We start from the raw sequence: 24,799 nt of genomic DNA, 5'->3' as shown, positions 1-24,799 counted from the left end.
GGCCGGTCTCACCGACCGTGGTGCGGATGGCCTGCCCGTACGGGTCGAAGGAGACGCGCGCGACGTACGGGCTTTGGACACCGCCGACGGTGCCGTCGAGCGTGGAGAGGTTGCCGGCCCCGTCCGTCCCGATGGCCAGGGACTCGACACCGAGTCCGGCCTTGGGAATGGCCGGCAGCTCCGACCGGACCAGCTGCCCGTACGCGTCGTAGGTGTTCTTCGTCTCGTAGACGCCGGCCAGGCCCTTCTCGACCGGCGGGATCGTCACCCTCGTACCGAGGACGGTAGCCGCCGTCGTAGCCCGTGACTTCGGTGACGTAGGCGCTGCCGCCGGCCCCGCCGACATAGCGGGTGCTCGTGGCGGGCTTGCCCAGGACCTTGGCGTCATAGGTGAAGCCGCCCACCTGCTTGGCCGGGTCGACGGCCTTGCCCTCGTACGTGGCCACGGTGCGGCCGAGGACGTCCACCAGGGTGGTGGCGCTCTTGCCCCTGCCGTCGGTGACGGTGGTGAGGTTCTTGCTGTCGTCGTAGACCGTGGTGCCGGTGCCGGAGTCCGGGTCGGTGGTCTTCACCACCCGGCCGAGGAGGTCGTAGGCGAAGGTCCACTCGTTGCCCGCGGCGTCCTTCCGCCGGAGCTCCTTGCCCTGCGCGTTGCGCTCGTACGTCGTCTCGTCGTACGCACCGGCGGGCGTATTCGACTTGTACTGGCGCAAGAACGACGTGGTGCCGTTGCTGACGGTCGCCGTCGCGTAACCGCCGTTCGGCGGGATCGTGCGGGTCTCGTCAGCGCCCGGGTACTCGGTCCTGGAACGCCACTGCTCCTGGCCGTACGACTGGAACACGGACGCCGTCGTGCGGCCCAGACCGTCGAAGACGCTGATGGTCTGCGCCGGGATCTTGCTGTCCGGGTTCACGCCACCGTTGGGCAGGAACAGCGCTCCCGAAGGCTCGGCCTCGTCGTTGTAGTAGGGGGCGCTCGTCTTGACCTGGCGTCCGTGCGAGTCGAAGAGGGCGTCGGTGATCAGGCGGCCCTTCGCGCCCGACGCCGTGTTCGCCTGGGTCTGGCGGATCCGACCCAGGCCGTCGTAGATCGTGTAGCTGGTGGTGTAGGCCCGCTTGTTTCCCAGGAGCGCCTGGCTCAGGACGCTGGACGGTGCGTTGGTGCCGTTCATCGCGTACGAGTACTTGCGCACGGGCAGGGCGCCGCTGGCCCGCTCCTGGCCGGGCTGCCAGATGAGCGTGACCCGGCCGAAGGCGTCGTACTCGCGCTCGGCGACGTGCTTGTTCTCGTCCGTCGTCTTCAGCGGCAGCGAGCGGCCGGGGTCGAGGGTCGTGGTCGTCTTCCAGCCCAGCGGGTTGGTGTGGGTGACCTCGGTGGGCAGGCCGCCGGTGGCCGGCTTGTACTCGGTCGTGGTGACCGCGCCGTCGGGGTGGGCGGCGTCCTTGCGGACCTTGTTGGTGTTGCTCGTGACGCGGCCGTACGCGTCGTACGTAGAGGTGGAGTTAAGGCGGTAGACCGGCTTGCCCGCGTCGTCGTACTTCTCCAGGACGGCGGTGCCCGTCTGGTCCCCGGTCGCGGCGGACTGCTTGGCGGGCTGGTTGTCGAAGTAGGTGAGGGTGTCGCCGACGGTGTTGGCGGCGGTCGGAGTCGGCCCGCAGGCCCCCGAGAGGACCAGGGTGCGGGAGACCAGCTCCGTCGGGGCGCCACCGGGGCCGGCGGCGTACTCGAACTGGGTGCACAGACGTTGCTCCGGTCGGGACAGGTCCTGTTTGTCGTCGACCCGGAGCGGGCGCGACAGGGGCGTGTCGTCGTACTCGGATGTGCGTTCGCCGGTGCGCCAGGTGCCGTCGGCCAGCTTGGCCCGCCTCGTGACCTTGGCCGTGTTCTGGGCGCGGGCCGTGATGGCGGGCATACCGCCGGACTGCGCCCGGGTTGCCGTGACGTTCTTGCCGAGCCAGGGAACGGTGACCTCGTCGGCGATGACGGTACCGCCGTCGCGGTCGTAGGTCTCGGTCTGGAGGACCCGTCCGGACAGGACCTCCTCGTCCTTGGTGCTGCCCCCGTGGGCGTCGGTGAGGGTGACGCTGCGCTTGCTGCCGTTGGCGAGGACGTCGCCGTCCATGCCGCGCAGGTAGGTGGCCACGCTCCTGGTGCGCGGAGCCTCGGCGGAGTTGCCGTTGCCCGTGCGGGTGGTGACCGTGGCGAAGCCGCGGAACTGGTCCCAGGTGCGGGTCTTGGGGTCGGTGGACTCGGAGTCGTTGCGGTGCCAGGCGATGCCGCCGCCGTACTCGTAGTCGGTCACGGTGGTTTCCTGGCCGGCGACCATGTCCTGCTGGGTGACCGACTGGACGACGACCTTGTGGAACCAGTCGTTCACCGGGTCCGGGTAGGACTGGCCGGGCAGGTACCACTTGACCGGCATGCAGGCCATCGTGTTGCCGTCCTCGGACGACGGCATCATGCCCTTGACCCGGGAGCACTCCGGCGTCTTCTACACGACGTTGATCAGGCCACCCGTCTCGGTGGTGATCTTCTGGATGCGCGGCCGGTTGTAGCGGGGGGCCGAAGCCTCCGTACCGTCCGGGCGCTTGACCACGCCGTCGACGCGATTGGGCATCTGCACCGGACCGAACGACACCAGGGGCAGTTTCTCCTCCGGCTTGCCGTTGGACGCCCGACGCTCGATCGAGTCCAGCCAGAGCGTGGGGGACGAGCCGTCGCCCGGGTCCTGGAAGGACTGGTTGAGGAGGTACGTGTCGACCGGGCGGTAGTTCGCGCCGTTCAGGACCTCGGTCTTGATCTTGGCGATGCGTTTGGTGGTGAAGTACGTCGGCGAGAGGTTGAGGCACTGGCCGGTGGCTGCGCATTCCTGGTCGACAGGGGTGTCGGGCCAGGACTTGGCGTTGGCCTTGGTCCGCTGGGCAGGATCGCAGGTGATGGCGCCCGCTGCGAAGCAGCGCTCCTGGATGTCGAACAGGATCTGGGCGGCGGGCTTGGCCGCGCCCTTGGCCGCGATCTGCTCGGGCAGGCGCTGGCCTTCCATATCCGCGGCGACGGAACCGTCCGCACCCACGGCATGTGCCTCAACGCCACACACGCAGGCACCACGATCACCACGCTGATCGAACTCCGGACCTGTGACGGCTCCGCCCCGAGCCAGCAGTTCCTGCCCCGGGCCGACGGCAGCATCCACCACCCCGCCTCCGGGCTCTGCCTCGACCTGGGCGACTTCGACACCACCCCCGGCAAGCAGCTCTGGCTGTTCAACTGCAACGCCAGCCCCGCCCAGCGGTGGACCGTTCCCGCACTGAGCACAGCTCCGCTGCCCGTCCCCACCCCGTAAGCACATCCCCCCTCCCCCGAACGAACCAGTGGCTGTTCCCTCGGTGTCCGAGGGAACAGCGACCGGCGCTTCGCGCGGCGTTCCCGCACCGCGGAAAAGTGATGGCCCGTGGGCGTCGCGGCGGAGAGGAATCCGGCCATGGGGACGGACATATACGGGTGCATCGAATGCCGCCGGGACCGGTGGCTCGACGAAGACGACCGCTCCTGGCACGCGGCGATCGACCTCGCGCACGTCCACCACGGCCGCTCGTACCCGGCCTTCGGGTGCCTCTTCGGTGTGCGCAGCAGTGCCTTTCCACCGCTCGCCGCGGGGCGGGGACTGCCCTCCGACGTGTCCCGGGAGGTTTGGCTGCTGACGCGGCAGCACTGGCCGGCCGTGCCGAGCAGCCGCAGAACGATGCCCGTCCGTGCCGGAGGGCGGGGTGGGGTTCTATTAGGGTGCCGGGGCGGCTCGGCCGGTGGGGTCGGGGCTGCGGGGCGTGGAGAGGAAGGGGTTTCGGGTGGCGGAGATATCGGGGGCGGGCGGGGGCGTCGAGCGGGAGCGGGCGGGCGGGGCGGGGGTTCAGGGGGACTCCTCGTACGGATCTCCGCACGCCGCGTCCCCGCCCGCGGATCCGTGGGCGGCTCCGCAGCCGGGGTCCGCCCCGCCGGGGGGTGCAGCGCAGGGTTGGCCTCCGCCGCAGGGGGGCGCGGGGCCGCAGGGGTGGGCTTCGGCGCCGGGGGGTGCGGGGGCGCAGGGGTGGCCTTCGGCGGAGGAGTGGGCCGCGGGGTACGGCAGCGGGCCCGGGGTGGTGGCTGCGCCGGGCGGGTCGCGGTATCACGAGCAGGCGCGGAACGGGCGGCAGGGCTGGCTTCGGCGGATCGGTGAACTGCTCGCGGTGGTCGGGCTGCTGGCCGTCGCGATGGTCGTGGTGACCGGGCTGGGCCTGGTGGGTGCGGACGCGCTCGGGCTGGAGTCCGCCGCTGACGGGGCCGAGCAGTTGCTCGCGGATCCCGTGGCGGACAACGCCCTCGGGCTGCTCGGGCTGGCGGTCGGCATACCCGCGGTGATGGTCGCCGTGCGGTGGTGCGGCTCCCGGCCGGCGGGGACGCTGGCCTCGGTGGCCGGACGGGTGCGGTGGCGCTGGCTCGGGGTGTGCGCGGCCGTGGCCTTCCCGCTGATGGCGGTGCAGATGGGCGTACTGGCCCTGTGGGAATGGCTCGCGGAGGGCGACGAGGTCTTCGCCGGGGACACCCCTGCGGCGGGAAGGTTGTTGCTCGGGGCGGTGCTGTTCGCGGTGCTGGTCCCGTTCCAGGCGAGTGCGGAGGAGTTCGTCTTCCGGGGCTGGCTGCCGCAGTTCTTCGGCGGGTTCCTGCGTTCGCCGTGGCCGGGGGTGGCCGTCGCCTCGGTGCTGTTCGCCCTCGCCCACGGGTTCGGGGGCTGGAGCGGTTTCCTGCTGCTCTGCTACTCGGCGGGGTGGTGGGGGTGGCTGGTGATCCGGACGGGCGGGTTGGAGGCCGTGATGGCCATGCACACCGCCAACAACGTGTTCTCGTTCATGACCGCGCTGGTCCTCGGGCAGCTCGCGGACGCGGGTACGGCCGCGGACGCGTCGTGGCAGGCGCTGGTCGTGGAGCTGGTGTGCGCGCCCGCGTACTGCCTGATCGTGGCTCGGCTGGCCGATGCCCGCGGAATCGCCTCCGCCTCCGCCTCCACTTCGGCCGCGGGCTCGGTTGCGGAAGCCGCCCCCGTGCCGGCCGCGGGGCCACAGGCGGGTTGACGGCGTACGGGGCGGCGTGGCCGGATCGTGGCGCACGGTGGTAACGGAGTGTCAGGGATCGCCTAGCGTGGCGCGGGGCCGTAGGGCCGTCCGACCGCGTCGAAGGAGATCCGTGTGGAGCGCAGCCGTACCGAACTGAGGATCCGTGCCGTCCTCGCCGCGATGGGCGTCGGCGTCGCGCTCGCCCTCGCCGCCGCGCCCGGTAGCGCCGCCGCCCAGCCCGCGACCGCCCCAGCCTCCGCCCCCGCCTCCGCCGCGGTTCCGGTTGGCTCAGCCGCCGCGTGCACCGGGGAGTTCCAGGGTGACGGGCGGCTCGGGCCGAAGGTCCTGCCGAAGCGGTGGCAGGAGCCCGTCGGGCCGCTGCTCAAGCACTACCAGCGCACGGGGAAGCTGACCTCCGCCGAGTTCCTGAAGAAGTACTGGGAGGGCCCGGCCGACACCGGCGGTTGGAAGTACCCGCCGAACGACGGCTTCGCCGAGGTCAACGGCACCGTCGACAAGGCACCCGAGCTGCTGGAGCCCGGCGAGCGCCTGGACCGGTTCGGGTCCGAGTACGGCTCGTACCTCGCCCCGGCCGGGGACCCGTACGCCGAGCGCGCCCTGCCCCCGCAGAACCTCAACACCCGGGACGCGGCGTTCCCCTGCGACTACCACGCGTACGAGGTGACCAAGCCGTTCACCGTGTGGGAGGGCTCCATCGCCCCCTGGTTCGAGCAGCCGGGCGGCGGCCGGCAGATCAAACTGGATCCGGCCTTTCTGAACCCGGGCGAGGGGCAGCGGCTGAACGTCAAATGGCTCCTCGACCACGGCTACCTGGTGCCGGCGGCCTCGTGAGCGAACGCCAGGGGCTCGAACGGGCGCTCCGGGAGCACGGGGTGCCCGCCGGGCACTACTGGATCGAGGGCGTGCACGAACCGGCGCCGACACCGCCCGACTTCGTCTACCTGCGGGCGCGGCCCGGGGGCGGCTGGGAGACCGGCGTGTACGAGCGCGGGGTGTACGAGCCCGTCGCCTCGTACGCCACCGAGGGCGAGGCCTGCGGGCACCTGCGGCGGCTCCTGCTGGGCGGTTGAACCCCCCGGCCCGGCCGGGGGGTTCCGCTTCCGTTACGCCGGCTGCGGTCGCCCGGCAGCGGCAGCAGCGGCGAGGGTCGAGGCGACCAGGGAGGCCACGGCCCCCTCGTGTCCCTGGAGGTAGAAGTGCCCGCCGGGGAAGACGCGGGAGGTGAAGCCCGCCGTGGTGAGGTCCGCCCAGGTCGGGAGGGCCTCGGCCGGGCAGCCGGAGTCCTGGTCGCCGCCGAGCGCGGTGACCGGGACGGGCACGGCGACGGGCGGCACCGCCGGGCGGTACCCGGTCAGCAGGGTGAAGTCCGCGCGCAGCGAGGGCAGCAGCAGGTCCAGCAGTTCGGGGATGGCGTAGGGGTCCTGGTCGGCGGGGACGTCGACGGCGTTCTGCCGTCGGGTGTAGGCGATCAGGGAGTCGTCGTCCAGGGCGGGCAGGTCCTTGCGGGCGCGGTGGGGCGCCTCGGCCCCGGAGACGAACAGGTGCAGCGGCACGGACCCCGGCGTCGCCCGGCGTGCCAACCGGACCACGGTCTCGTACGCCACCAGCGACCCCATGCTGTGCCCGAAGACGGCGGTGGGGAGGGGCGGGAGCGCGGCCAGGGCGGTGCAGACCGCGTCGGCCAGCTCCGGCATCGACTCGATGCAGGGCTCCGCGATCCGGTTCTGTCGGCCCGGGTACTGCACGGCCAGCAGTTCGGTGTCCGGGGGAAGGTGGCGGGCCCAGCCCTGGAAGGCGGTGGCGGCGCCGCCGGCGTGCGGGAAGCAGACGATGCGGGTGCGGGCGGGTGTGAGGGCGGCCGTGCGGGCCGGGGGCGCTGCGGCGAGGGCGTCGCGGCTGCCGCCGGTGGTGAACGGCTTCAGCCAGGGCTGCTGGGTGGTGACCGTCATCCCAGTTCACCGCGCTCGACGCAGAACTCATTGCCCTCCGGGTCGGCGAGCACCACCCAGCCGCCGCCGTCCGGGCGGGTCTGGTCGGCGATCACCTGCGCCCCGAGGTCGCGGAGCCGCTGCACCTCCTCCGCGCGGGTGCGGCCCTCGGGCCGGAAGTCCAGGTGGACGCGGTTCTTGGCGGTCTTGCCCTCCGGGACGCGGACGAACAGCAGCGTGGGGCCGCCGCCGGCCGGATCCTTGATGATCGCTTCCGGGTCGCCCGGCTTGTCGTCGTCGGCCAGGGGGCGGCCCAGCACCCGGCTCCAGAACAGCCCGAGGTCGTACGGGTCGCCGGTGCAGTCGAAGGTGATCGCGTGGATGCTCGGATACATGGCGGCTGTGGTTCTCCCTGTGCGGAACGGGTATGTGACGGCCCGACAGACCATCCCAGCAACCAGCATGCGGCGACCACCGCCGCACGCCGCGCCCGGGGTCGGCCGGTGACGGCGTCGTCCGCGGCCCGGCCATACCACGGAGTTCGCCGCCCGGTTGAGTCTCCCGCAGGGGGAGACTCCAAGCTGGGGGCATGGACCGCGACACACTCTGTTCCATCGGGGACCTGTCCCGTCTCACGGGCCTGACGGTGAAGGCCATCCGGTACTACTCGGACCAGGACATCGTTCCCCCGACCGAGCGGAGTCCAGCGGGGTACCGGCTCTACGACGTCGACGCGCTGGCCCGCCTGAACCTGGTCCGCACGCTGCGCGACCTCGGACTGGACCTGACGGCCATACGGAAGGTGCTGGACCGGAAGGCATCCCTCGTCGACGTCGCTGAAGCGCACGCCGATGCCCTCGACGTGGAAATCCAGACCCTGCGCCTGCGCCGGAGCGTGCTGCGCGCAGTCGTCCGACGCGGAACCACTCCCACGGAGGTCAACCTCATGCACCGACTCGCCATGCTGTCCCGTACCGAACGACACCAGCTGGTGGCCGACTTCGTCGACGCTGCTTTCGCCGAGCCCCACGCCCACGCCCGCGCCCACGCCAACCCCGAATTCGAGGCCCTCCTGCGCACGACCCTGCCCGACCTCCCCGACGATCCCACGCCTGAGCAGGTCGAAGCGTGGGTGGAACTCGCCGAACTCTGCCAGAGCGCGCCGTTCCGGACGGCAGTACGCCGTGCCGCCGAGGCGCAGGCGGCGGACTTCGCCACCGGCGACGTCGACGGCCTGCACGAAGGCCTCAACCGGGTACTGCTCGAACGCATCGACGAAGCCGTGGCCGCGGACCTCCTCCCCGCCTCCGCCGCGGTCGCTCCGCACGACCGGGCCATGAGCGACCTCTACGGCCATGCGTTCGCGAGCGCCGGCAACGGTGAAGGTGACCTGCGCCGCTGGCTCCTCACCCGCCTGCAGACCAGCCCCGAGCCCCTCGCCGCGCGGTACTGGAGCCTCGTGGCAGCGGTCAACGGCTGGCCGGCATCACCCACCCTCGCCCCCGTGCACGGCTGGTTCACCACCGCCCTCCCGCGTCGGTCGTCATGAAGTCGCGCATCATGAGGTTCGGCTTGTACGCGGACGAGCAGGGGCTGGCCTGGTCAGGGAGCTCGTCGACCAGACGGTCGGTCGTCGCACCGCCCACGCCGCTCGCACCGCTCGCACCGCTCGGATCGTGCAGGTGGACGTCGTACGTTCCCTTGCACACGGCAGCCTGACGACCGCCGCAGCGTACGAGCCGCTGGCGGAACAGTGGGCCGTCGAGCACCCCGGCCAGGACAGCGGCGAGCGGGAAGCGGTCGAGCTGCGTGTCCGCCTGGCGTGTTCCCTGCGGACGTGGCGGGGCATCCGCAAGGCAGTGATCAAGGGCTTGTGCCCGGAAGGAGCGGGGGCCCACACCTGCCGGGTGCCGTGGTGCACTGCCTGAGCGGCCCCGTTCCCCCGACCGCTCGGCCGGGAGGACGTCGCCGGGCGGAGGACGAGAGCCGCCAGGGTGGTTACAGGGGGGCTCCCAGGGGGCCCAGGGTGGGGGCCAGGGCCGTGGCCCAGTGGGCGGACCAGTCGGGCCGGGTGCCGTCGGCGTCGGTGAAGCCGTACTCCCCGTACAGGGACCAGGTCGCCAGCGCGCGGCCGGACTTGGCCATGACGGCGGGGTCGGCGGCGAGGGCTGCCACGGCACGCCCCAGGTAGGCGGGGCTCTCCGAGTGCGCGAAGTTCGGGTCCGTGGCCACGGCTTCGCGCCAGGTGGCCTCGGTGACGCCGAAGTGTTCCAGCAGGGCCTCCGAGCGTAGGAAGCCCGGGGTGACGGCCACGGCCGCGACGCCGTGTTCGCGCAGCTCGGCGGCCTGCGCGAAGGCGAGGCGGATCACCGCGGACTTGGCGAGGTCGTAGAAGAAGGAGCCGCGGTAGCGGGCGGTGTTGCCGTCGGTGACCTCGACGACCAGGCCGCTCCCCCGCGCGACCATCAGCGGGAGCGCGAACCGGCTGGTGATCACATGGGTCTCCACCGCCTGCCGTAGCAGCCGCAGCCCGGTGTCGAGGTCCTGCTCCCACAGCGGGTGGTCCCAGTCGGTCAGCGGGTCGCCTCCCCACACGCAGTTGACGAGGACGTCGAGCCGTCCGTCCTGCTCGGCGTCGATCCGGGCGACGAGCGCGCGGACCTCGTCGGGGCTGCTGTGGTCCACGCGGACCGGGATGCCGACGCCGCCGGCCGCGGTGACCCGCTCGGCGGTCTCCTCGACGGTCTCCGGGCGGTCCAGCTCGGAACGCCCGGCACCGCCCCGGCTGCTGCGGCCGGTGACGTACACCGTCGCTCCGGCGGCGCCGAGCTCGACGGCGATGCCGCGCCCGCCGCCGCGGGTGCCGCCTGCGACGAGGGCGACCTTTCCGTCGAGTGGTGCCGTCGCTCCGCCGGGGACGCCGGTGGTGTCGTCGTGCGTCGTCGTCATGCGGACCTCCGGGAGGTGCGGTGGGCGGAGAGCACCGCGGCGAGTTCGCGGCGCAGCCTGCCCGCGAGGGTGTCTTGGCGGTCGAGCGCCCAGACCACGCCGGTGCCGGCGGTGACGGCCTGGACGGTGTCGGCGAGGGCTCCGGTGTCCGTACCGGGGCGGAGTTCGCCCGCGGTCACGGCCTCGGCGAGCAGGGCCTCGACGGCGCGCCGCTGGGCCTCGTGGACGACGAGGGCGTGGCGGCGGAACTCCGGGTCGGTCAGGTCGGTGCACAGGAAGGCCAGGTGGTGGGCGAAGGACTCGGGGGTGGCGACCTGGTCCGTCAGTTCCACCACCAGCGCCTCCAGGGCGTCGAGGGCGGTCCCGTACGCCTGCCGTACGCGGGCGGGCAGGGCGTCCGCGTCGCGTGCGGACTGCTCGGCGAGCGCGAGCAGCAGACCGCGCTTGGAGCCGAAGCGCTGTACGAGGGTGCCCGCGACCAGTCCGACCTCGTCCGCCACCGCGGCCAGGGTGAACCCGACGGGGCCGACCCGGCCCATGACCTCGGCGGCTGCGCGGAGGATCACCGCGTCCTCGACCCCGCGGGGACGTGCCATGGTGTCTCCGCCTCCTTTAATAAATGCCTGTTCATTTATTAAACGGGATACGGGGCCCGGCTGCAACCCCCGTCATCCCGCTGACCCTGATCGGCAATCCACTGCCGGGCGTGAAGCCGTCCGAGCAGGGGACGCCGACACCGGACGCCGGCTCGCAGCACGACCGACCCGGGCGCGGGCGGGGGCGCGGGCGGGGGCGCCGGGTCAGTCGCGCTGGAAGCGGCCCATCAGCACCGCCCGTTCCAGCACGTGGTCCCGCATCGCGGCCTCCAGTTCCCCGCGGCCGGCCGAATCGGGCAGGTCCAGGAGCACGTCCAGGGCGTAGAGCGTGAAGAAGTAGCGGTGCGCCCCGTCTCCGGGCGGCGGAGCCGGGCCGATCCAGGTGTTGGATCCGCGGGTGGTCCGGCCCACGACACCCACCGGGCCCTCGTCCGCGGTCATGCGCCGCTGCCCTGCCGGGATGTTCCACACCACCCAGTGGTCGAAGTTCCCGTCCGGCCGCCGGTCCCGCGGGACGTCCGGGTCGTGGACGACGAGGGCCAGGCCCGCCGCCCCGTCCGGCACGGCCTCGAACTCCAACGGGACCTGGGACTCTTCGCCGTCGATGGAGTGCTCGACCGGGATCCAACCGCCGTCGGCGAAGGAAGGGCTCTTGATCTCCATCACCCCATCATGCCCGGAATCGGTATGAACCGGGCGCAGGACATTCGTCTACGACAGGTCGCCAACCTGCCCGGCGGGGCCGGGAGATGGGACTTGCACATAGTTCAAGAGGGACTTACAGTCGTGATCACAGCCACTTGCACTTAGTTCAAGGACTCGGAGAGGGCCCTTCATGACGCAGGACAGCAGCAGGCTCAACGAATTCGTCTCGGCAGCCGCCCAGAAGTTCGGCATCCCCGGCGCCTCGGTCGGAGTGCTGGTGGACGGGCACGAGTCCTACGCCTCGTACGGCGTGACCAGCCTCCGGAACCCGCTCCTCGTGGACGAGCGGACCCTGTTCCCCATCGCCTCGACCACCAAGTCCTTCACGGCCACCGCCCTGGTGCGCCTGGCCGCCGAAGGAAGGGTCGACCTCGACGCACCCGTACGCCGCTACGTGCCCGAGCTCCGGCTCGCCGACGAGGAAGCCGCGGCCGCGGTCACCGTGCTGAACCTCCTCGACCACACCTCGGGCCTCGACTGGAACCTGATCGACACCGACGAGGAGGACCAGAGCCTGGCCGGCTTCGTGGCCGAGCTGTCCCGGCTGACGCTGCTCGCCGCGCCGGGCGCGCGGCCCTCGTACAGCCAGGCCGCGTACAACCTCGCCGGCCGGGTCGTCGAGAAGGTGACGGGCATGCCGTTCGAGAAGGCCGTGGCCTCGCTGGTCCTGGAGCCCATCGGGCTGTCCGACACCTGCTTCGACCTGGACGACGTCGTCGCCCGGAAGCACGCGCTCGGGTACAACCGCGGCGAGGACGGCGGGCTGCGGGTGGCGACGCCGTGGAAGGCGTTCCGGGGCGGCTCCCGCGGCAACAACCCGGGCGGGGGCGCCGTCTCGTCGGCGAGCGACCTGCTGCGCTGGGCCCGGTTCCACCTCGGCGACGGAGGGGGCGTACTGCCGGCCGGGGCGCTGCGCCGGATGCAGGAACGGTCGGTCGAGGTGCGCGGCAGCAGCCTCGGCGACGGCTTCGGGCTCGGCTGGTTCCTGTGCGAGGTCGACGGTGTCCGCGCGATACGGATCGGCGGGTCGGGCAACGGCCAGTTCTCCGAGCTGCTGATCGTGCCGGAGCGGAACTTCGCCGTCGTCTCCCTCGCCAACTGCGGCCCCGGCGGCCACCCGTTCAACCAGGGCGTCGTCCGCTGGGCGCTGGAGCACCACCTCGGCCTGGTCGAGCGGGAGCCGCAGCCGGACCCGTACGACGACGCGCGGGCGCGGGAGGTCGCCGGGCGCTACGAGAACGACGTCCTGTTCCTCGACATCGCCACCGACGGCACCCGGCTCACCCTCGCGGCCCGCATCAAGCCGGAGATCCGGGCGGCTTCGGACACGGAGATGCCGCCGGACCACGCCCCCGCCGGGATGGGTCTGCTGCCCGGCGACGGGGACGAGTACGTCATCACCGGGGGCGGCCTCCAGGGGGAGCGCGGCTTCTTCAGCCGGGACGAGAACGGCACCGTGGTCGGCGTCGACCTCGCCGGCCGGCTGTTCACCCGCGCGCCCGCCCCGATGTGATCCCCCTCCCCCCCTCTCCCCCTCCTCTCCCCCTCTCTGTCCTCCCCCCAGCCCGCCTAGGGCTCCATCGCCCGTACGAGGTCCAGCGCGCGGGCGAGCTCCGGGGCGTGCGCGGCGAAGGGGCCGAGGTCGGTCGCGCGGGCGAAGGCCGGGTCGTGCCGGTGGTCCGCGAGGCGGGCCAGGGCGCGGGTGCCGTAGTACGCGGACGGGGCGGTCCGGGCGGCGGGGGCCGGCGGGGCGGTGGCCGTGGTGGTGGAGGTGGCGGTGGCCGTGGTGGTGGCGACGGCGGGCAGCGTCTGCTCGAACAGGGTCTGGCAGGCGCGGACGCCCCGCAGCATCACCTGGTGGAAACGGTCGTCGGGGCCGACGGGGAAGCGCTGCTCGGCGAGGACCGGGCCGGTGTCGATGCCCGCGTCGACCTCGTGGACGGTGGCCCCGTACTCGGTGTCGCCGTGCAGCAGGGCGAAGGCGATGGCGGCGGACGGCAGTCCGCGGTGCTGGGGCAGCAGGCCGTTGTGGACGTTGACGATCCGCAGACCGCGGGAGAGCAGCGGGGCGCGGAAGATGTGCCGGTTGTTGACGGACCAGACGATGCCGTCGGTGCAGGCTGCGGCGAGGACGCCGGCGTGCGCGTTGACGTCCGGGGCGGGGTCCAGGTGCGGGGTGGCCGGACCGGCGGCCGCGGCGTCGAGCGGGTCGGCGGAGCAGACCAGGTCGACGCGGTGGCCGCGGGCGGCGGCGTGGGCGACGGCCCGGCGCAGCAGCGCGCCGTCTCCGACGAAGATCATGCGGGGGTCTCCTCGCGAACGGTGGTGAGGCGGGCGCAGACCTGCCCGAGCGTCAGCTCGCGGACCAGGCCGGCGAGGTCCTCGGTGAAACGGCGGGCCTGGTCCGGGGTGAGCAGGTCGTCGCTGACCGCGCTGAGCATCTCGACGAGGGCGAGGGAGTCCCCGCCCAGCGCCTGGAAGTCGGAGTCGGGGGTCAGGGCGGAGGCGTCCACGCCGAGGATCGCCGCCCAGTGCCCCGCGACACGGGCGGGGAGGGCGTCGGCGGCCCCGGCAGCGGCTCCGGCGGCCGCGGCGGTCGGGTCCGGGCCGTCTCCGTCCGGGCCGTCTCCGTCCATGCCTTCCGGGGACGGCTGCGGGGTGCGGGCGAAGGGGTCGGGGAGGGCGTCGAAGTCGGTCTTGCCGCTGATGGTGGTGGGCAGGGCGTCCACGGCCACGACGTGCGCGGGGACCAGGTGCCGGGGCAGGGTTCGGGCCAGCTCCTCCCGCAGCACGGCGGCCGCCGCGGCTCCCGCCGTCTCCGGGTCGGCGGGGTGGTTGTCCGGGGTGCGGGCCAGGACCACGTACGCGCACAGCACCGCCGACCGGGCGCCCGCCCGGCGGCGGGCCGTGACCGCGGCGCGGGCCACGGCCGGATGGGCCTCCAGCGCGGCGGTGACCTCGGCCGGCTCGATCCGGTACCCGGAGATCTTCAACTGGCCGTCCGCCCGCCCCGCGAAGGCGACGGCTCCGCCGGGGAGGCGGCGGCCGAGGTCGCCCGTACGGTAGGAGCGCACGCCGTCGGGCCCGGTCGCGAACGGCGAGGTGGCCGCAGCCGCGGTGGCCGCAGCCGCGGTGGCGGCCGGGTCGGCCGTGCGGGGCTCCCCAGCGGGCGCGGCCGGTACGAGGTAGCCGCGGGCCACCTGGGGGCCGCGTACCACGATCTCGCCGACGCGGCCCGTGTCCGCCGGGCCGGTGCCGATGACCTCGCCGTCCTCCGCGACCAGGTCGACGCGGGCGCCCGGGCCGGGGGTGCCGAGGGGCAGGGAGGGGCCGGTCTCGGTGCCGTCGACGACGTGGGCGAGGCAGGCGACGGTGGCCTCGGTGGGCCCGTACCCGTTGATCACGCGGCAGTCGGCGCCGAAGGCCGCGTACGCGGAACGGACGGAGGCCGGGGTGAGTTCCTCGCCGCCGAGCAGCAGGGTGCGCAGCCCGCCGCCGCCGTTGCCGGCGAGGAGGGCGAGGTGGGACGGCGTCACGGCGAGGGTGTCGGCGCGGTGTTCACCGACGAGGGCGCGTAGGGCGGCCGGGGACGGCGCGTCGGGGGCGAGGACGACCGTACCGCCGGCGAGGAGCGGCACGAAGAGCGGGAAGCAGGAGATGTCGAAGGCGTAGGAGGCGGCGAATCCGAAGCGGGTGCCGGAGTCGACGCGGCACATCGCGGTCATCCAGCGGACGAAGGCCAGGAGCCCCCGGTGTTCGACCAGCACGCCCTTGGGGCGGCCCGTCGAACCGGAGGTGTGCATGACGTACGCCAGGTCCTCGGGACCGGGCCCGGGGCCGGTACCGGGCGCGGGAGTCTGTGCCGGATCCGTCGTCTGCGGTATCTCCTCGACGGGGAGCAGTGTCCCGGGGGCGAAGTCGGCGAGGTCCGCGGCGAGAGGGCGCCGGGTCAGGGTCAGGCGTACGCCGCTGGACTCCAGGACGTCGCGGATCCGCGGGCCGGGATGGCCCGGGTCGAGCGGGACGTAGGCGGCCCCGGCCTTGAGGACGCCCCAGAGCGCGCAGATCCCGTCCGGGGTCCGGTCGACGACCAGGCCCACGAGGTCCCCGCGGCCGGTCCCGCGCCGCACCAGCTCGGCGGCGACCGCGTCGGAACGCCGGTCCAGGTCGGCGTAGGTGACGGGACCGTCGGGCCCGTCGAGCGCGACGGCCGCGGGCGTACGGGCGGCCTGGGCGCGGAAGAGGTCGACGACGGTGGCGGAAGCCGGCGGGGCCTCCGGTTCCGCCGGACCGGATGCGGCGCCCGCGGTCGGGGAACCGGGGGCTGCGGCACGGTCCGTGGCGATGGCGGTGGCGACCGTGGCAGTGGCGGTGGCGGTGGCAGTGGTGAGGACCGTGTCCAGGAAGGCCGACGCGTGCCGTCGGAGGTGCGGATCGCAGGCGCGTACGCCGAGGGTGATCTCGGTGGCGGCGGGGGTCTCGGCCACGGCGAACGACAGCGGGACCAGCGGCGCGTGCACGGGAAGCGCGTACGCGGTGGCGGCGGTGAAGCCGCCACCGGACAGCTCCTGCGGGTCCAGCAGGCCGACGTGGGAGACCACGGCCGACGCCAGGTGGCGGTCGGCACGGACGGAAGCGGCCTGCGAGGCGCGCAGCAGCGCGGCGACGGCGGCCGGGGGCAGCCGGGACACGAGGCCCGCCTCGAATCCGGCGGCGAGTTCGGCGCCGTCCGCGAGGCCCGCCAGCAGCCTGGAGTGGGCCGCGGCCCAGTCCTGACCGGGACGGAGGTCCAGGAACAGCGGCAGGGTGAGGTTGCCGGTCGCCGCCTTGAGGTGCGGGCGGTGGCGTCGGAGGTCCACGGGGACCATGACACGGGTGTCGCGCCGTGCGGTGTCGGCGACGGCCTGGGCGAGACGGGCGGTCAGCGCGGGGTGGCGGCCGGGCAGGGTGCGGCGCAGCCACAGGGTGCGGGCCGGGGTGCCGGGCGTGGCGGGGCCGAGCGGCGAGGGCAGGCCGGGCAGCGGGGACGGGCGGCGGTGGCGCCGTCCGGCTGGCAGGGAACGCAGCAGGCCGTGGTCGGTGGCCGGGTCGGCGGCGGGCCGGGCCGGTTCGCCGCGCAGGGCGCGGAAGACCTCCCGTACCCAGGTCAGGGCGCCGTGACCGTCCATCAGGGCGTGCGAGGCGCTGAAGACGAGGGCGGTGGGCGTGCCGTCCTGGCCGGGTACGGCGAGCACCCCGCAGCCGGGCGGGTCGGCGGGGCCGGTACGGCCGGCGGGGCCGGTGCGGCCGGTGAGCAGCTCGGCGGTGGCGGGGGCGGAGGCGTCGAAGGCCTCGGCTGCCGGGTCGGCGTACACGACCTGCGGCAGCGGGCCGGCGGCCACCCACAGCGGGCCGCGGCGCACCAGGCGGGAGCCGGGGCAGGCCTCGGCGGCCCGGGCCACGGCGGCTCGGAGCTCGTCGCGGCCGGGCAGCCCGTCGCCCTCGACGACGATCCGCAGGGCCATGTCCCCGCGTGCCTGACCTGCGGCGAGGTAGAGGCGCTCGGTGGGCGACACCGGGCGCCGGTACGGGGCGATCGAGGCGGCCCGGTCGGCCGCGGCGCCGACGGACACGGCAGGTGAGGCGAATGAGGCGAGTGAGTCAGGTGAGGCGGGTACGGCGGGTGTGGTCGGGTGCGTGGTCATCGCGGGGTGTCCCCTCGGGCGGCCGAACCGGCCTGGTCTGTGGTGCGTGACGGTGGGCCGGCGGCGGTCGCCCGGGAGGCGACCGACCCGCCGGCGGCAGGGGCGGTGGTGGGCGTGGTCGAGCACGTGGTCATCACGGACCGCCCCCTCGGGCGGCCGAGCCCGCCGGTCCTGTGGTTCCGGCCGACGGGCCGGGGGCGACCCGCACGGGAGGTGGCCGAGCCGGCGTCGCCCGGCGCGACACCGGCCGAGCCGGCCGCGACCGGGGCGGGGGCGGTCGCGCATGCGGTCATCGCGGGACGCCCCCTCCGACGACAGGACCGGCCGGGTCCGTCGTACGTGGCTGGGGCCAACGGCATGAGGTGGGCGTGCCGTGGGCGCCTGACGGGTGCCCGCCCCTGAAGCGGGCCGGGGGTCCGGGTGCGTCAGCTGCCGTGCTGGGCGCTGCCCCCCGCACCCGGCGGCTCGGGGCTTCCCGCGGGTCACGCCGGGAACGGGCCGCGGCTGTGACCGGGGCGTCGGCGGCGGTCTGCCCGGGAGCGGAAGCGCAACGGAGGTCGGGGCGCGCCCCGGTCACAGCACGGGGCCCCGATCCGACCCCGGCCGCGTCGGGCGGGGCGACGACGTCCACTGGGCCGAGCCGGTGACCGGGATCGGAACCAGCACCGGAAGCGCGGCGGCAACGGCTGCCGAACCTGGCCCCGGCGCCCGCCCCTGCCCCTGCCCCTGCCCCTCCGGCCTTGACCACGTTCGCCGACGTCACCGGCAGCCGGCGCGCCGGCCACACGTGCGCGCCGGCAACGGCAACGCCTCCGGGCGGGCGACCCGGGTCGCGGCTCGGCTCGGGGCCGTCCGCCGACCGGGCCCCGGTGGAGTCCGTCGAGCGCACGGTGGGCCCCGCCGACTCGGACTCGGCGGTGCCTGCGGGTCGCCGCCCGGGCTGCCCGGGCCACATCCGGCGGGCGGGAGACTCCGCCGCCGACCGGGCGGGACCGAAGCGGTTCGACCGGCCGGGGCCGGCGACGATCGCGGAGGCCGCTGCCGACCCGACCACGGCAGCCCAGGCCGCCGCCCCGGCCGGGGCGGTGAAGGCCGCGGCCGGCGTGGCGGACGTGGTCATCGCGGAATGTCCCCCCGGCCGGCCGAACCGGCCCGGTCCGGGGTTCCGGACGGTGCAGCGGCGGCAGCCGAACCGGCCGCGACCGAACCAGCGGCGGGCCCCCCGCCAGCGGCCCCACCGGCAGCAGACGGCACGGGCGTAGCCGAGCCGACGGCAGGCCGCACGGCCGCAGCCCCGTCGGCGGCAGACGGCGCAGCCGCAGCCGGGACGGCGGCAGGCGGCACGGGCGTGGCCGGGGCGGGGGTGGGCGGGGTGGTCCAGGCTGGGATGCCGCCCTGGGACGCCACCCAGGCGGCCAGGTCGCGGAGGCCTTCGGCGCGGGTGCGGGGGGCCTCGTAGCCGAGGTCGCGTCGGGCGGCGGTGGTGTCGTACGTCGTCGAGCGCGTCAGCAGGGCCATCATGTAGCGGCTCAGCGGCGGGGTGGTCGTGCCCGCGTCGGGCCTGAGCCGCCACAGGGTCTCCACCGTGGCCGCCAGGGCGCGTCCCACCGGGAGGGGGATGCGCGGGGCGGGCGGGGCGCAGCCGAGCAGGCCCGCGGTCTCGGCGAGGAACGGCCACAGGTCCGTGACCTCGCGGTCCGCGACGAAGTACGCGCGGCCGCCGATGCGTTCGGCGGGGGCGGTGACGGCGGCCCGCAGACAGGCGTCCACCGCGTTGTCGACGTGGCACAGCGACACCAGGACGCGCTTGCCGCCCGACAGGTCGGGCAGCCGCCCGGCGTGCAGGGCGCCGACCAGCCGCGGCAGGAACCCGGCGTGGTCGCGCGGCCCCCAGATGCCGCGCGGGCGCAGCGCGCAGGTGGTGAACTCCGTTGTGTCGGCCGCCAGGACGTGCTGCTCGGCGATGGCCTTCGACGCGCAGTAGTGGTTGAACCAGCGGGTGGGGTACGGGGTGCTCTCGTCGATGCCGAGCCGGTCGCCCTCGTGCAGGTGCATCAGCGCGCTCGGGCTCGACACGAACACGAACCGCCGGGCACCTGCCGCCCGGGCGGCCGCCATCAGCCGGAGCGTGCCGGTGACGTTGGCGGCCTCGAACTGCTCCCGGCTGCCGTGGTCGACGACGCGCGCCGCGCTGTGCACCACGGCCTCGCAGCCCTCGGCGGCCCGCTCCAGCGAGGCCGGCTGCGTGAGGTCGCCGGTGACGAGTTCGACGCCGGGCAGGGCGCGCAGCCGGGCCGTGTCGCTGCCGGCGCGCACGAGGGCCCGTACGCGGTGGCCGGACGCGACGCAGGCGTCGACCAGGTGGCCGCCGAGGAAGCCGGTGGCGCCGGTGATCAGGATGGTCGCGGTCACAGCTTCCGCCACCAGGTCGCGCCGTACAGGAGGGTGAGGCCGACCGCCGCGGGGCGGCCGACGCCGGCGGCGCGGGCGCGCGGCAGGGCGAGCGGGATCTGGGCGGCGTGCCCGGCGATGCTCAGTGCCGCGTCCGTCCACCACAGGACGCGCGGGAGACGGGCGGCGGGGACCCCGACGGTCGCGGCCCACACGGCTCCGCCCACGAGGTACGCCCAACCGGCGAGCGGGACGAGCTGTGCGGCGCGGTCCCGCGAGAGCAGTGGGGCGGGCGGGGCGAGGCGGCGTTCGGCCCAGCGGGCGAGCTCCTCGCGGCCGATCTTGGCGTTGTGCCGGATGTCGACGGGGAAGCCGGGGTGGCGGAGGAACTCCGCGAGCTCCAGGCCGGTGGTCGGGGCGTGCGCGCAGGCGAGGGCGCGGAGTTCGCCGACCAGGCGGTGCCAGGCCTCGGGGTCGAGGTCCTCCTCGGTCTCCACGCAGACGACCGGGCGTTGCCCCCCGAGCAGGCCCTTGTCCCCGACTCCGACTCCGACTCCGCCCCGGCCACGGCCACGGCCACGGCCGCTGCTGGTGCCGGTGCCGGTGCCGGTGCCCCAGCCGCTGTCCGCAGTGGTGTCGGGGGTGGTGGCGGTGGCGGTGTCCGTGATGCCGACGAGGGCGGTGCGGCGGACCAGGGGGTGGGCGTTGAAGACGCCCTCGCAGCGCACGGTGTGCAGGTCGCGGTGTTCGGCGCGGACGCGCTGGGCCGCGCGGCCGCAGAACCACAGCCGGCCCTCCTCGTCGAGGTAGCCGAGGTCTCCGGTGCGGTGCCAGGTGCGGCGCGAGGGGGCGTCGCCGCCCGTCGCGGCCGCGTCCACGTCCGCGTGCTCGTGCTCGTGCTCGTGCTCGTGCTCGTGCTCGTCGAGGACCTTGTGCCGGCGGTCGGCGTCCGGTGAGCGGTGATAGCGGGGACTGACGGACTCGCCGTGGACGGCGATCTCGCCGACCCGCCCCGCCGGCAGGCGCGCCCCCGCCGCGAGGCGGGGCAGCGGGCCGTCGGTGACGGGCAGGATCGCGACGCGGGTGCCGGGCACGGGCCGGCCGACGCAGGTCCCGGCGCCCTCGGCGGCCCGCGCCGCGGTACCGGCACCGAGAACGGAACCGGTGGCCGTAGCGGTCACCGCTCCGTTCGAGGCGGGCGTGCCGGCAGCCGCCGGAGCGGTTCCGAGGAGTTCCGCGGCCTCGATCGACGTGATCGGGAGGACCTCCGTCGCCCCGTACGTGACGTGGATGCGCGCATCGGCGTCCAGTACGCGGCGCAGCGCGGCCACGGTCGTGTCGGGGACCGGGGCTCCGCCGCCGACGATGCAGCGCAGGGCGGGCAGCGGGTGACGGCCCGGGGCAGCGGCCGTGAGGTGGTCGGCGAGGGTGCGCAGCAGGGCGGGTGAGGCGAACATCGTGGTCACGGCGAAGCGTTCCAGCGCGTCGACCACGAGCGCCGGGTCGGCCTGCGCCACCCGGGCGGGGGCCAGCGGGGCGAGGACGAGGGTCGAGCCGTAGACCAGGTCGAGGACCCCGTAGAACGGCAGGGTGACCAGGGAGGTGTCCTCGCTGGTGCGGCCGTGGACGGCCTCGATCTGGCGGGCGATGGACAGGGCCATCCGGTGGGTGTACTCGACGCCCTTGGCGGGACCCGTGCTTCCGGTGGTGAAGCCGATCATCAGCAGGTCGTCGCTGCCGGCCGCGACCGGGGCCGTGCCGCCGCGGCGCGCGCTGTCGGCGCCGAGGGCGCGTACCGCGGTCAGGGTGCGGGCACGGCCGAGGCGGTGCCGGCCCAGGGTGACGGGCACCCGGATCCCGGCGAAGGTGCGGCGGCCCAGCAGCCGGACGAGGTGGGCGAGCGGCGGCCCGATGAACGCCTCGGCGCCCACGGTCCGGTAGCAGTGCAGCATCCGGCGGACGCCCATGCCCGGGTCGACGACGACGGGCACGGCGCCGATCCGGAACAGGGCGAAGACCAGCGCGAACAGCTCGGGGCCGGGCGGGGCCATCAGGACGGTCTTGGTGCCCTTGGTGATCCCGGCCCGGGTGAACCCCCCGGCCAGCTGTTCGACGGCCCGCTGCAGTTCGCCGTAGGTGAGGGTGCCGTACGCGGGGGGCCGGACCGGGCCGGCGGGGCCGGCGGGGCCGGAGCCGGGCATGCGGCGTGCGGCGGGCTCCGGGTGGATGACGGCCGGCTTGTCGGGGTGGGCGCGGGCGTTGCGTTCCAGGAGCCCGGCGAGGCTCTGCGCGTCGAGGTCGCCCGAGCCCTGGCCGGGGGTGCCGGCGGCGGGCCGGTGGGACGCGGCCTGCCAGGTGGCTGCCGATGTCATGCCGGTCACCACCCCTGCGGACGGTACGAGACGCAGGCCGCGCTCGGTCCGGCACCGGCGGTCACGAACAGGATCCCGTCGTGGTCGGCGGGCCGGACCGCGCCGCCGCCCTCCAGGGCGCGCAGGTAGCCGAGGATCGGGGCGGCGGTGTGCGCCTCCCCCGTCATGCCGGGCGGGAGAACGGCGTCCAGCGGCACCTGCGGGCCGATGAGCAGGGTGCGGGTGAGGTCGAGGCCGAACTCCCGCGCGTACGAGGCCACCGCGGCGGCGGCGAGTTCGCCGGTCCGCGCGTCATGGCCGGGGGTGCGGCGGACCGTGATGCGGGAGCGGCCGCCCGCACCCATGGTGTCGAGGTCGAGGTAGCCCTCGACGTCGGTGGGCCGGTCGGCGCCGTAGTGGCGTACGGGCCCGAAGCCGGTGTCCGGGTCGGCGGCGCGCTCCAGCAGGAAGGCGCCGGCCAGGTCGGCGAACGGGTAGTCGGGGTCGGCGGCGGCGTCCCCGCCCGGGTGGACGTCGGCGGCGGTGATCAGCAGCCGCTCGGTGGTGCCGGTCGCCAGCAGGGCCTGCGCGGTCTGGATGGCGCTGAGCACGCCGCAGGCCCCGTTCATCAGGTCGAAGGAGAAGCCGGCAGCCGGCTGGGGGTCGGCGAGGTAGTCGAGGTTGATGCCGACTTCCTTCTGGACCAGGGCGGACATGGCCGGTTCGAAGGTGTTGTGCTCGCGGTAGACGCCGACGTTGACGAGGACGCCGACCCCGGACGGGGAGACGCGGGCGCTGTCCAGGCAGCTGCGGGCCGCGCGGCCGGCGAGGTGCACGACGGAGGCCGGGGTGGCCGGGTCGGTGTGGGCCGCGGTGGCGGCGGCGGTGATGACGATGCCCATGCGGCTCACACCCCGGCGTTCGTGATCGTGGCGGACAGGGCTCCGGTGACGACGCCGGAGGCGGCGGGCACCATCAGGTACCGGGCTCCGCCGATGCGGGCGCCCTCGCTGGGGGCGCCGTCGCGGACGGACGGCACGTTGCCCCGCAGGTGCTCGCGGAGGGTGAGGAAGTGGGAGGTGGTGGCGGTGTTGCCGAACCGCTCGACCACCTGGAGGGAGGCCGGCATGGAGGTGCCGAACTCGGCCTCGGCGGTCTGGTTCACGTAGTCGATGAATCGCGTGCCGACCTGGTGGTGGATCACGTAGTCGAATTCCTCGTCGGCGAAACGGCGGCCGTTCTTGGCGAGAAAATCCTCATGGAATCTCGGCCACAGCTTGAGCCGGTCGCGGTCGTGCATCTTCTTGTTGTCGGTGTAGAGGCCGATTCCCTGACTGCGGTCGCTCGGCATTCCCAGGCACAGGTGGGAGTATTCCGAACAGGTCATGAGCTCGATGTAGTGGATGCGGTCGGCGGGGTCCGTCGATTCGTCGAGGATCACCGCGGCGGCCGAGTCGCCGACCGAGAGGGAGGCGAACTGCGGGTCGTAGGAGTCGGTGAGTTCGCGGGCGGCGGTGCGGGCGACGCGGGTGGCCTGCTCGCCGCTGACGACCATGCCGCTGCGGACCGCGCCGGAGCGGATCATGCGGTCGAGGAGCCAGACCCCGGTCATCATGCCGGCGCAGGCGTTGGACACGTCGAAGCTGATGATGCCGGGACGGGCGCCCAGCTCGCCGGCCAGCATGCCGGCGAAGGACGGCTCGAAGTGGAAGCGGCCGCCGTCCTTGACCCGGGTGATCGAGGCGCTGATGACGACGTCGAGGTCGGTGGCGCGGTGGCGGGAGGCGGCCAGGCAGTCGCGGGCGGCGGCCAGGGCCATCCCGAAGGAGTCCTCCCCGGCGGTCGGGTCGGGGTCGTGGACGCGCCGCTCGGCGATCCCGGTGATCCGCTCGACGTCCGCGTCGCCGAGGCCCGGGGCCTCGGCGCGGATTTCGTCGTTGGTCTGCGATCCCGCGGGAAGAAAGGCGCCGAGGGCCTCTATTCGGCTGCGGCGCTCGGTGGTACGCATATTCGCCCTCCATGGCGATCCGCCGGGCCCGCGATTCGGTATGAGCGGGCGGCCGGTCGGGAAATGGCTGAAGGCCGTCAGCGGTGACGGACAGCGAAGTTACCGTAGCGTACAGATTTTCTCGGCAAGGGCGGAGAGCAGCCGGAAGTGGGCCATCCGATCGAATATCGGCCAATCCGGGAGGGGGCTATTCGGGCCGCGGGCCGGGGCCGTCGGCCGCCCGGCGGCGGGGGTTGCGACGATCGTCCCGGTCGTGCACGCCGCGCCGGCGGGGACGGGGCACGGCCGGAGCCGTCGAAAAGATGTCCGGAATCGCCCGGTCCGCCTTGACTGCCCCGTCCCGCAACGTAACTCGCCGCGCACACGACAAGCCAGTTCGTCGGGGTGGGCCGCCGGATGCATCCGTTCGCCCGTACGCCGCCGCGCCCGGCCGGGTGGCGGGCCGCCTTCGGTGCGGCAGTAGTAGTCGGCGTCGACCGTTCGTCAGTGGTGCTGCAGGACCCGTCGCGGGGGCTCGGAGGCGGCCGGGTGGGGGTTCGACGCGGGGCGGGACAGGGGGGCCAGGGCCTGGGCCAGGGCCGGCGCGGTCAGGGTGCGGCCGGCGGCGGCGGTGTAGCCGTCGGGGCGGATGAGGACCCAACCGCCCGGAGGCAGGCCCAGCGCATCGCGGAGCAAGCCGCCGGGATCGCACAGGGGAGCGGGGGCGAGCAAGGGAGCGGGGTCGGGGGCAGCGCGGTCAGCGGCTGCGGTGGCCCCGGTCGCCGGGGCGTCGGTCGCCGCGGCGGCGGTCGCCGGGGTGTCCGTTGCGGTTCGGACCGACAGCCAGTCGGCGTGCTCGGCCGCCGCGGCCGCGGCGGTGCGTGCCGCCTCGTCGGGGCCGCCCGCCGCCCACAGCAGCGACCAGCGGGGGTCGCGGAGCTCGGCGCGCAGCGCCCTCGGGCCGGCGGCGTCCGGGTCCCGGGGGGGGGGGGGGGGGGGGCGGGGGCGGGGGGGGGGGGGGGGAAACAAGAGGGGGGGGTGTGGCAGGTTGTGTTTGGGGGTTAGGGGTGGCCCGAACTCCCCACCCCGGACCCTCTGT

Annotated in this window: 21 protein-coding genes; 6 read left to right on the top strand and 15 right to left on the bottom strand. The window is 74.5% G+C overall.

What is annotated here, in order from left to right:
* Positions 1–8: 8 nt before the first annotated feature.
* Positions 9–2,423 carry an RHS repeat domain-containing protein gene (locus tag ACZ4VL_RS25625; protein WP_468204251.1) on the bottom strand — a complete coding sequence of 805 codons (2,415 nt, stop codon included), beginning with the start codon at positions 2,421–2,423 and terminating at the stop codon, positions 9–11.
* Between the two features lie 69 nt (positions 2,424–2,492).
* On the bottom strand, positions 2,493–3,044 hold the full coding sequence (locus ACZ4VL_RS25620; protein ID WP_468204250.1) for a hypothetical protein: 552 nt from the start codon (positions 3,042–3,044) through the stop codon (positions 2,493–2,495).
* A 33-nt stretch (positions 3,045–3,077) separates the two neighbouring features.
* Between ACZ4VL_RS25620 and ACZ4VL_RS25615 the strand changes: the two genes are divergently transcribed.
* The 4 genes from ACZ4VL_RS25615 (at position 3,078) to ACZ4VL_RS25600 (ending at position 6,179) form a co-directional block, all read left to right on the top strand.
* Positions 3,078–3,344 carry a ricin-type beta-trefoil lectin domain protein gene (locus tag ACZ4VL_RS25615; RefSeq protein WP_468204247.1) on the top strand — a complete coding sequence of 89 codons (267 nt, stop codon included), beginning with the start codon at positions 3,078–3,080 and terminating at the stop codon, positions 3,342–3,344.
* 790 nt (positions 3,345–4,134) lie between these two features.
* Positions 4,135–5,106 carry a lysostaphin resistance A-like protein gene (locus ACZ4VL_RS25610; protein WP_468204245.1) on the top strand — a complete coding sequence of 324 codons (972 nt, stop codon included), beginning with the start codon at positions 4,135–4,137 and terminating at the stop codon, positions 5,104–5,106.
* Between the two features lie 162 nt (positions 5,107–5,268).
* Positions 5,269–5,940: a TNT domain-containing protein gene (locus ACZ4VL_RS25605; protein WP_468204320.1), complete on the top strand. Its 672-nt coding sequence runs from the start codon at positions 5,269–5,271 to the stop codon at positions 5,938–5,940.
* Positions 5,898–6,179, top strand: a complete 282-nt coding sequence (locus ACZ4VL_RS25600; protein WP_468204243.1) for a hypothetical protein — start codon at positions 5,898–5,900, stop codon at positions 6,177–6,179. The genes ACZ4VL_RS25605 and ACZ4VL_RS25600 overlap by 43 nt, the downstream gene beginning before the upstream one ends.
* A gap of 33 nt (positions 6,180–6,212) precedes the next feature.
* On the opposite strand, the gene ACZ4VL_RS25595 is transcribed toward ACZ4VL_RS25600, so the two are convergent.
* Positions 6,213–7,058 (bottom strand): thioesterase II family protein, encoded by an 846-nt coding sequence (locus tag ACZ4VL_RS25595; protein ID WP_468204241.1) that lies wholly within the window; start codon positions 7,056–7,058, stop codon positions 6,213–6,215.
* On the bottom strand, positions 7,055–7,432 hold the full coding sequence (locus tag ACZ4VL_RS25590; protein ID WP_468204239.1) for a VOC family protein: 378 nt from the start codon (positions 7,430–7,432) through the stop codon (positions 7,055–7,057). Before ACZ4VL_RS25590 ends, ACZ4VL_RS25595 begins: the two co-directional genes overlap by 4 nt.
* Before the next feature lie 194 nt (positions 7,433–7,626).
* Between ACZ4VL_RS25590 and ACZ4VL_RS25585 the strand changes: the two genes are divergently transcribed.
* The gene (locus tag ACZ4VL_RS25585) at positions 7,627–8,586 is read left to right on the top strand and encodes a MerR family transcriptional regulator (RefSeq protein WP_468204238.1); all 960 of its coding nucleotides are present in this window, start codon (positions 7,627–7,629) and stop codon (positions 8,584–8,586) included.
* On the opposite strand, the gene ACZ4VL_RS25580 is transcribed toward ACZ4VL_RS25585, so the two are convergent.
* The 4 genes from ACZ4VL_RS25580 to ACZ4VL_RS25565 all read right to left on the bottom strand — a co-directional run bounded on the left by ACZ4VL_RS25580 (position 8,555) and on the right by ACZ4VL_RS25565 (position 11,245).
* Entirely contained in the window at positions 8,555–8,806 is a 252-nt protein-coding gene (locus ACZ4VL_RS25580) for a hypothetical protein (RefSeq protein WP_468204236.1), read from the bottom strand. The two genes, ACZ4VL_RS25585 and ACZ4VL_RS25580, sit on opposite strands and share 32 nt — an antisense overlap.
* 229 nt (positions 8,807–9,035) lie before the next feature.
* Positions 9,036–9,986 (bottom strand): SDR family oxidoreductase, encoded by a 951-nt coding sequence (locus ACZ4VL_RS25575; protein ID WP_468204234.1) that lies wholly within the window; start codon positions 9,984–9,986, stop codon positions 9,036–9,038.
* Complete coding sequence (locus ACZ4VL_RS25570) at positions 9,983–10,582, bottom strand: TetR/AcrR family transcriptional regulator (RefSeq protein ID WP_468204231.1); 600 nt, start codon at positions 10,580–10,582, stop codon at positions 9,983–9,985. The genes ACZ4VL_RS25575 and ACZ4VL_RS25570 overlap by 4 nt, the downstream gene beginning before the upstream one ends.
* Before the next feature lie 204 nt (positions 10,583–10,786).
* Entirely contained in the window at positions 10,787–11,245 is a 459-nt protein-coding gene (locus ACZ4VL_RS25565) for a YbhB/YbcL family Raf kinase inhibitor-like protein (RefSeq protein WP_468204229.1), read from the bottom strand.
* Between the two features lie 172 nt (positions 11,246–11,417).
* Between ACZ4VL_RS25565 and ACZ4VL_RS25560 the strand changes: the two genes are divergently transcribed.
* Complete coding sequence (locus tag ACZ4VL_RS25560) at positions 11,418–12,800, top strand: serine hydrolase domain-containing protein (RefSeq protein ID WP_468204227.1); 1,383 nt, start codon at positions 11,418–11,420, stop codon at positions 12,798–12,800.
* Positions 12,801–12,856: 56 nt separating this feature from the next.
* Here the strand turns inward: ACZ4VL_RS25560 and ACZ4VL_RS25555 are convergent, their stop codons facing one another.
* The 7 genes from ACZ4VL_RS25555 to ACZ4VL_RS25525 all read right to left on the bottom strand — a co-directional run bounded on the left by ACZ4VL_RS25555 (position 12,857) and on the right by ACZ4VL_RS25525 (position 24,729).
* Positions 12,857–13,588, bottom strand: coding sequence for a formyltransferase family protein (locus tag ACZ4VL_RS25555; protein ID WP_468204225.1), 732 nt, complete (start codon positions 13,586–13,588; stop codon positions 12,857–12,859).
* A complete protein-coding gene (locus ACZ4VL_RS25550) occupies positions 13,585–16,899 on the bottom strand; it encodes a non-ribosomal peptide synthetase (RefSeq protein ID WP_468204223.1) in 3,315 nt (1,104 codons plus the stop codon). Before ACZ4VL_RS25550 ends, ACZ4VL_RS25555 begins: the two co-directional genes overlap by 4 nt.
* A gap of 1,188 nt (positions 16,900–18,087) precedes the next feature.
* Positions 18,088–19,383, bottom strand: coding sequence for an NAD-dependent epimerase/dehydratase family protein (locus ACZ4VL_RS25545; protein ID WP_468204222.1), 1,296 nt, complete (start codon positions 19,381–19,383; stop codon positions 18,088–18,090).
* Positions 19,380–21,734 (bottom strand): AMP-binding protein, encoded by a 2,355-nt coding sequence (locus ACZ4VL_RS25540; protein ID WP_468204220.1) that lies wholly within the window; start codon positions 21,732–21,734, stop codon positions 19,380–19,382. The genes ACZ4VL_RS25545 and ACZ4VL_RS25540 overlap by 4 nt, the downstream gene beginning before the upstream one ends.
* Positions 21,735–21,739: 5 nt before the next feature.
* On the bottom strand, positions 21,740–22,615 hold the full coding sequence (locus ACZ4VL_RS25535; protein WP_468204219.1) for a hypothetical protein: 876 nt from the start codon (positions 22,613–22,615) through the stop codon (positions 21,740–21,742).
* 5 nt (positions 22,616–22,620) lie between these two features.
* Complete coding sequence (locus tag ACZ4VL_RS25530; protein ID WP_468204217.1) at positions 22,621–23,721, bottom strand: 3-oxoacyl-ACP synthase III family protein; 1,101 nt, start codon at positions 23,719–23,721, stop codon at positions 22,621–22,623.
* Positions 23,722–24,204: 483 nt separating this feature from the next.
* Complete coding sequence (locus tag ACZ4VL_RS25525; protein ID WP_468204215.1) at positions 24,205–24,729, bottom strand: hypothetical protein; 525 nt, start codon at positions 24,727–24,729, stop codon at positions 24,205–24,207.
* Positions 24,730–24,799: the final 70 nt, after the last annotated feature.

Source organism: Streptomyces sp. NPDC029014, from assembly GCF_055564695.1.
The sequence above is the reverse complement of the archived record's forward strand: the minus strand, read 5'-3'. Positions and strand labels throughout refer to the sequence as shown.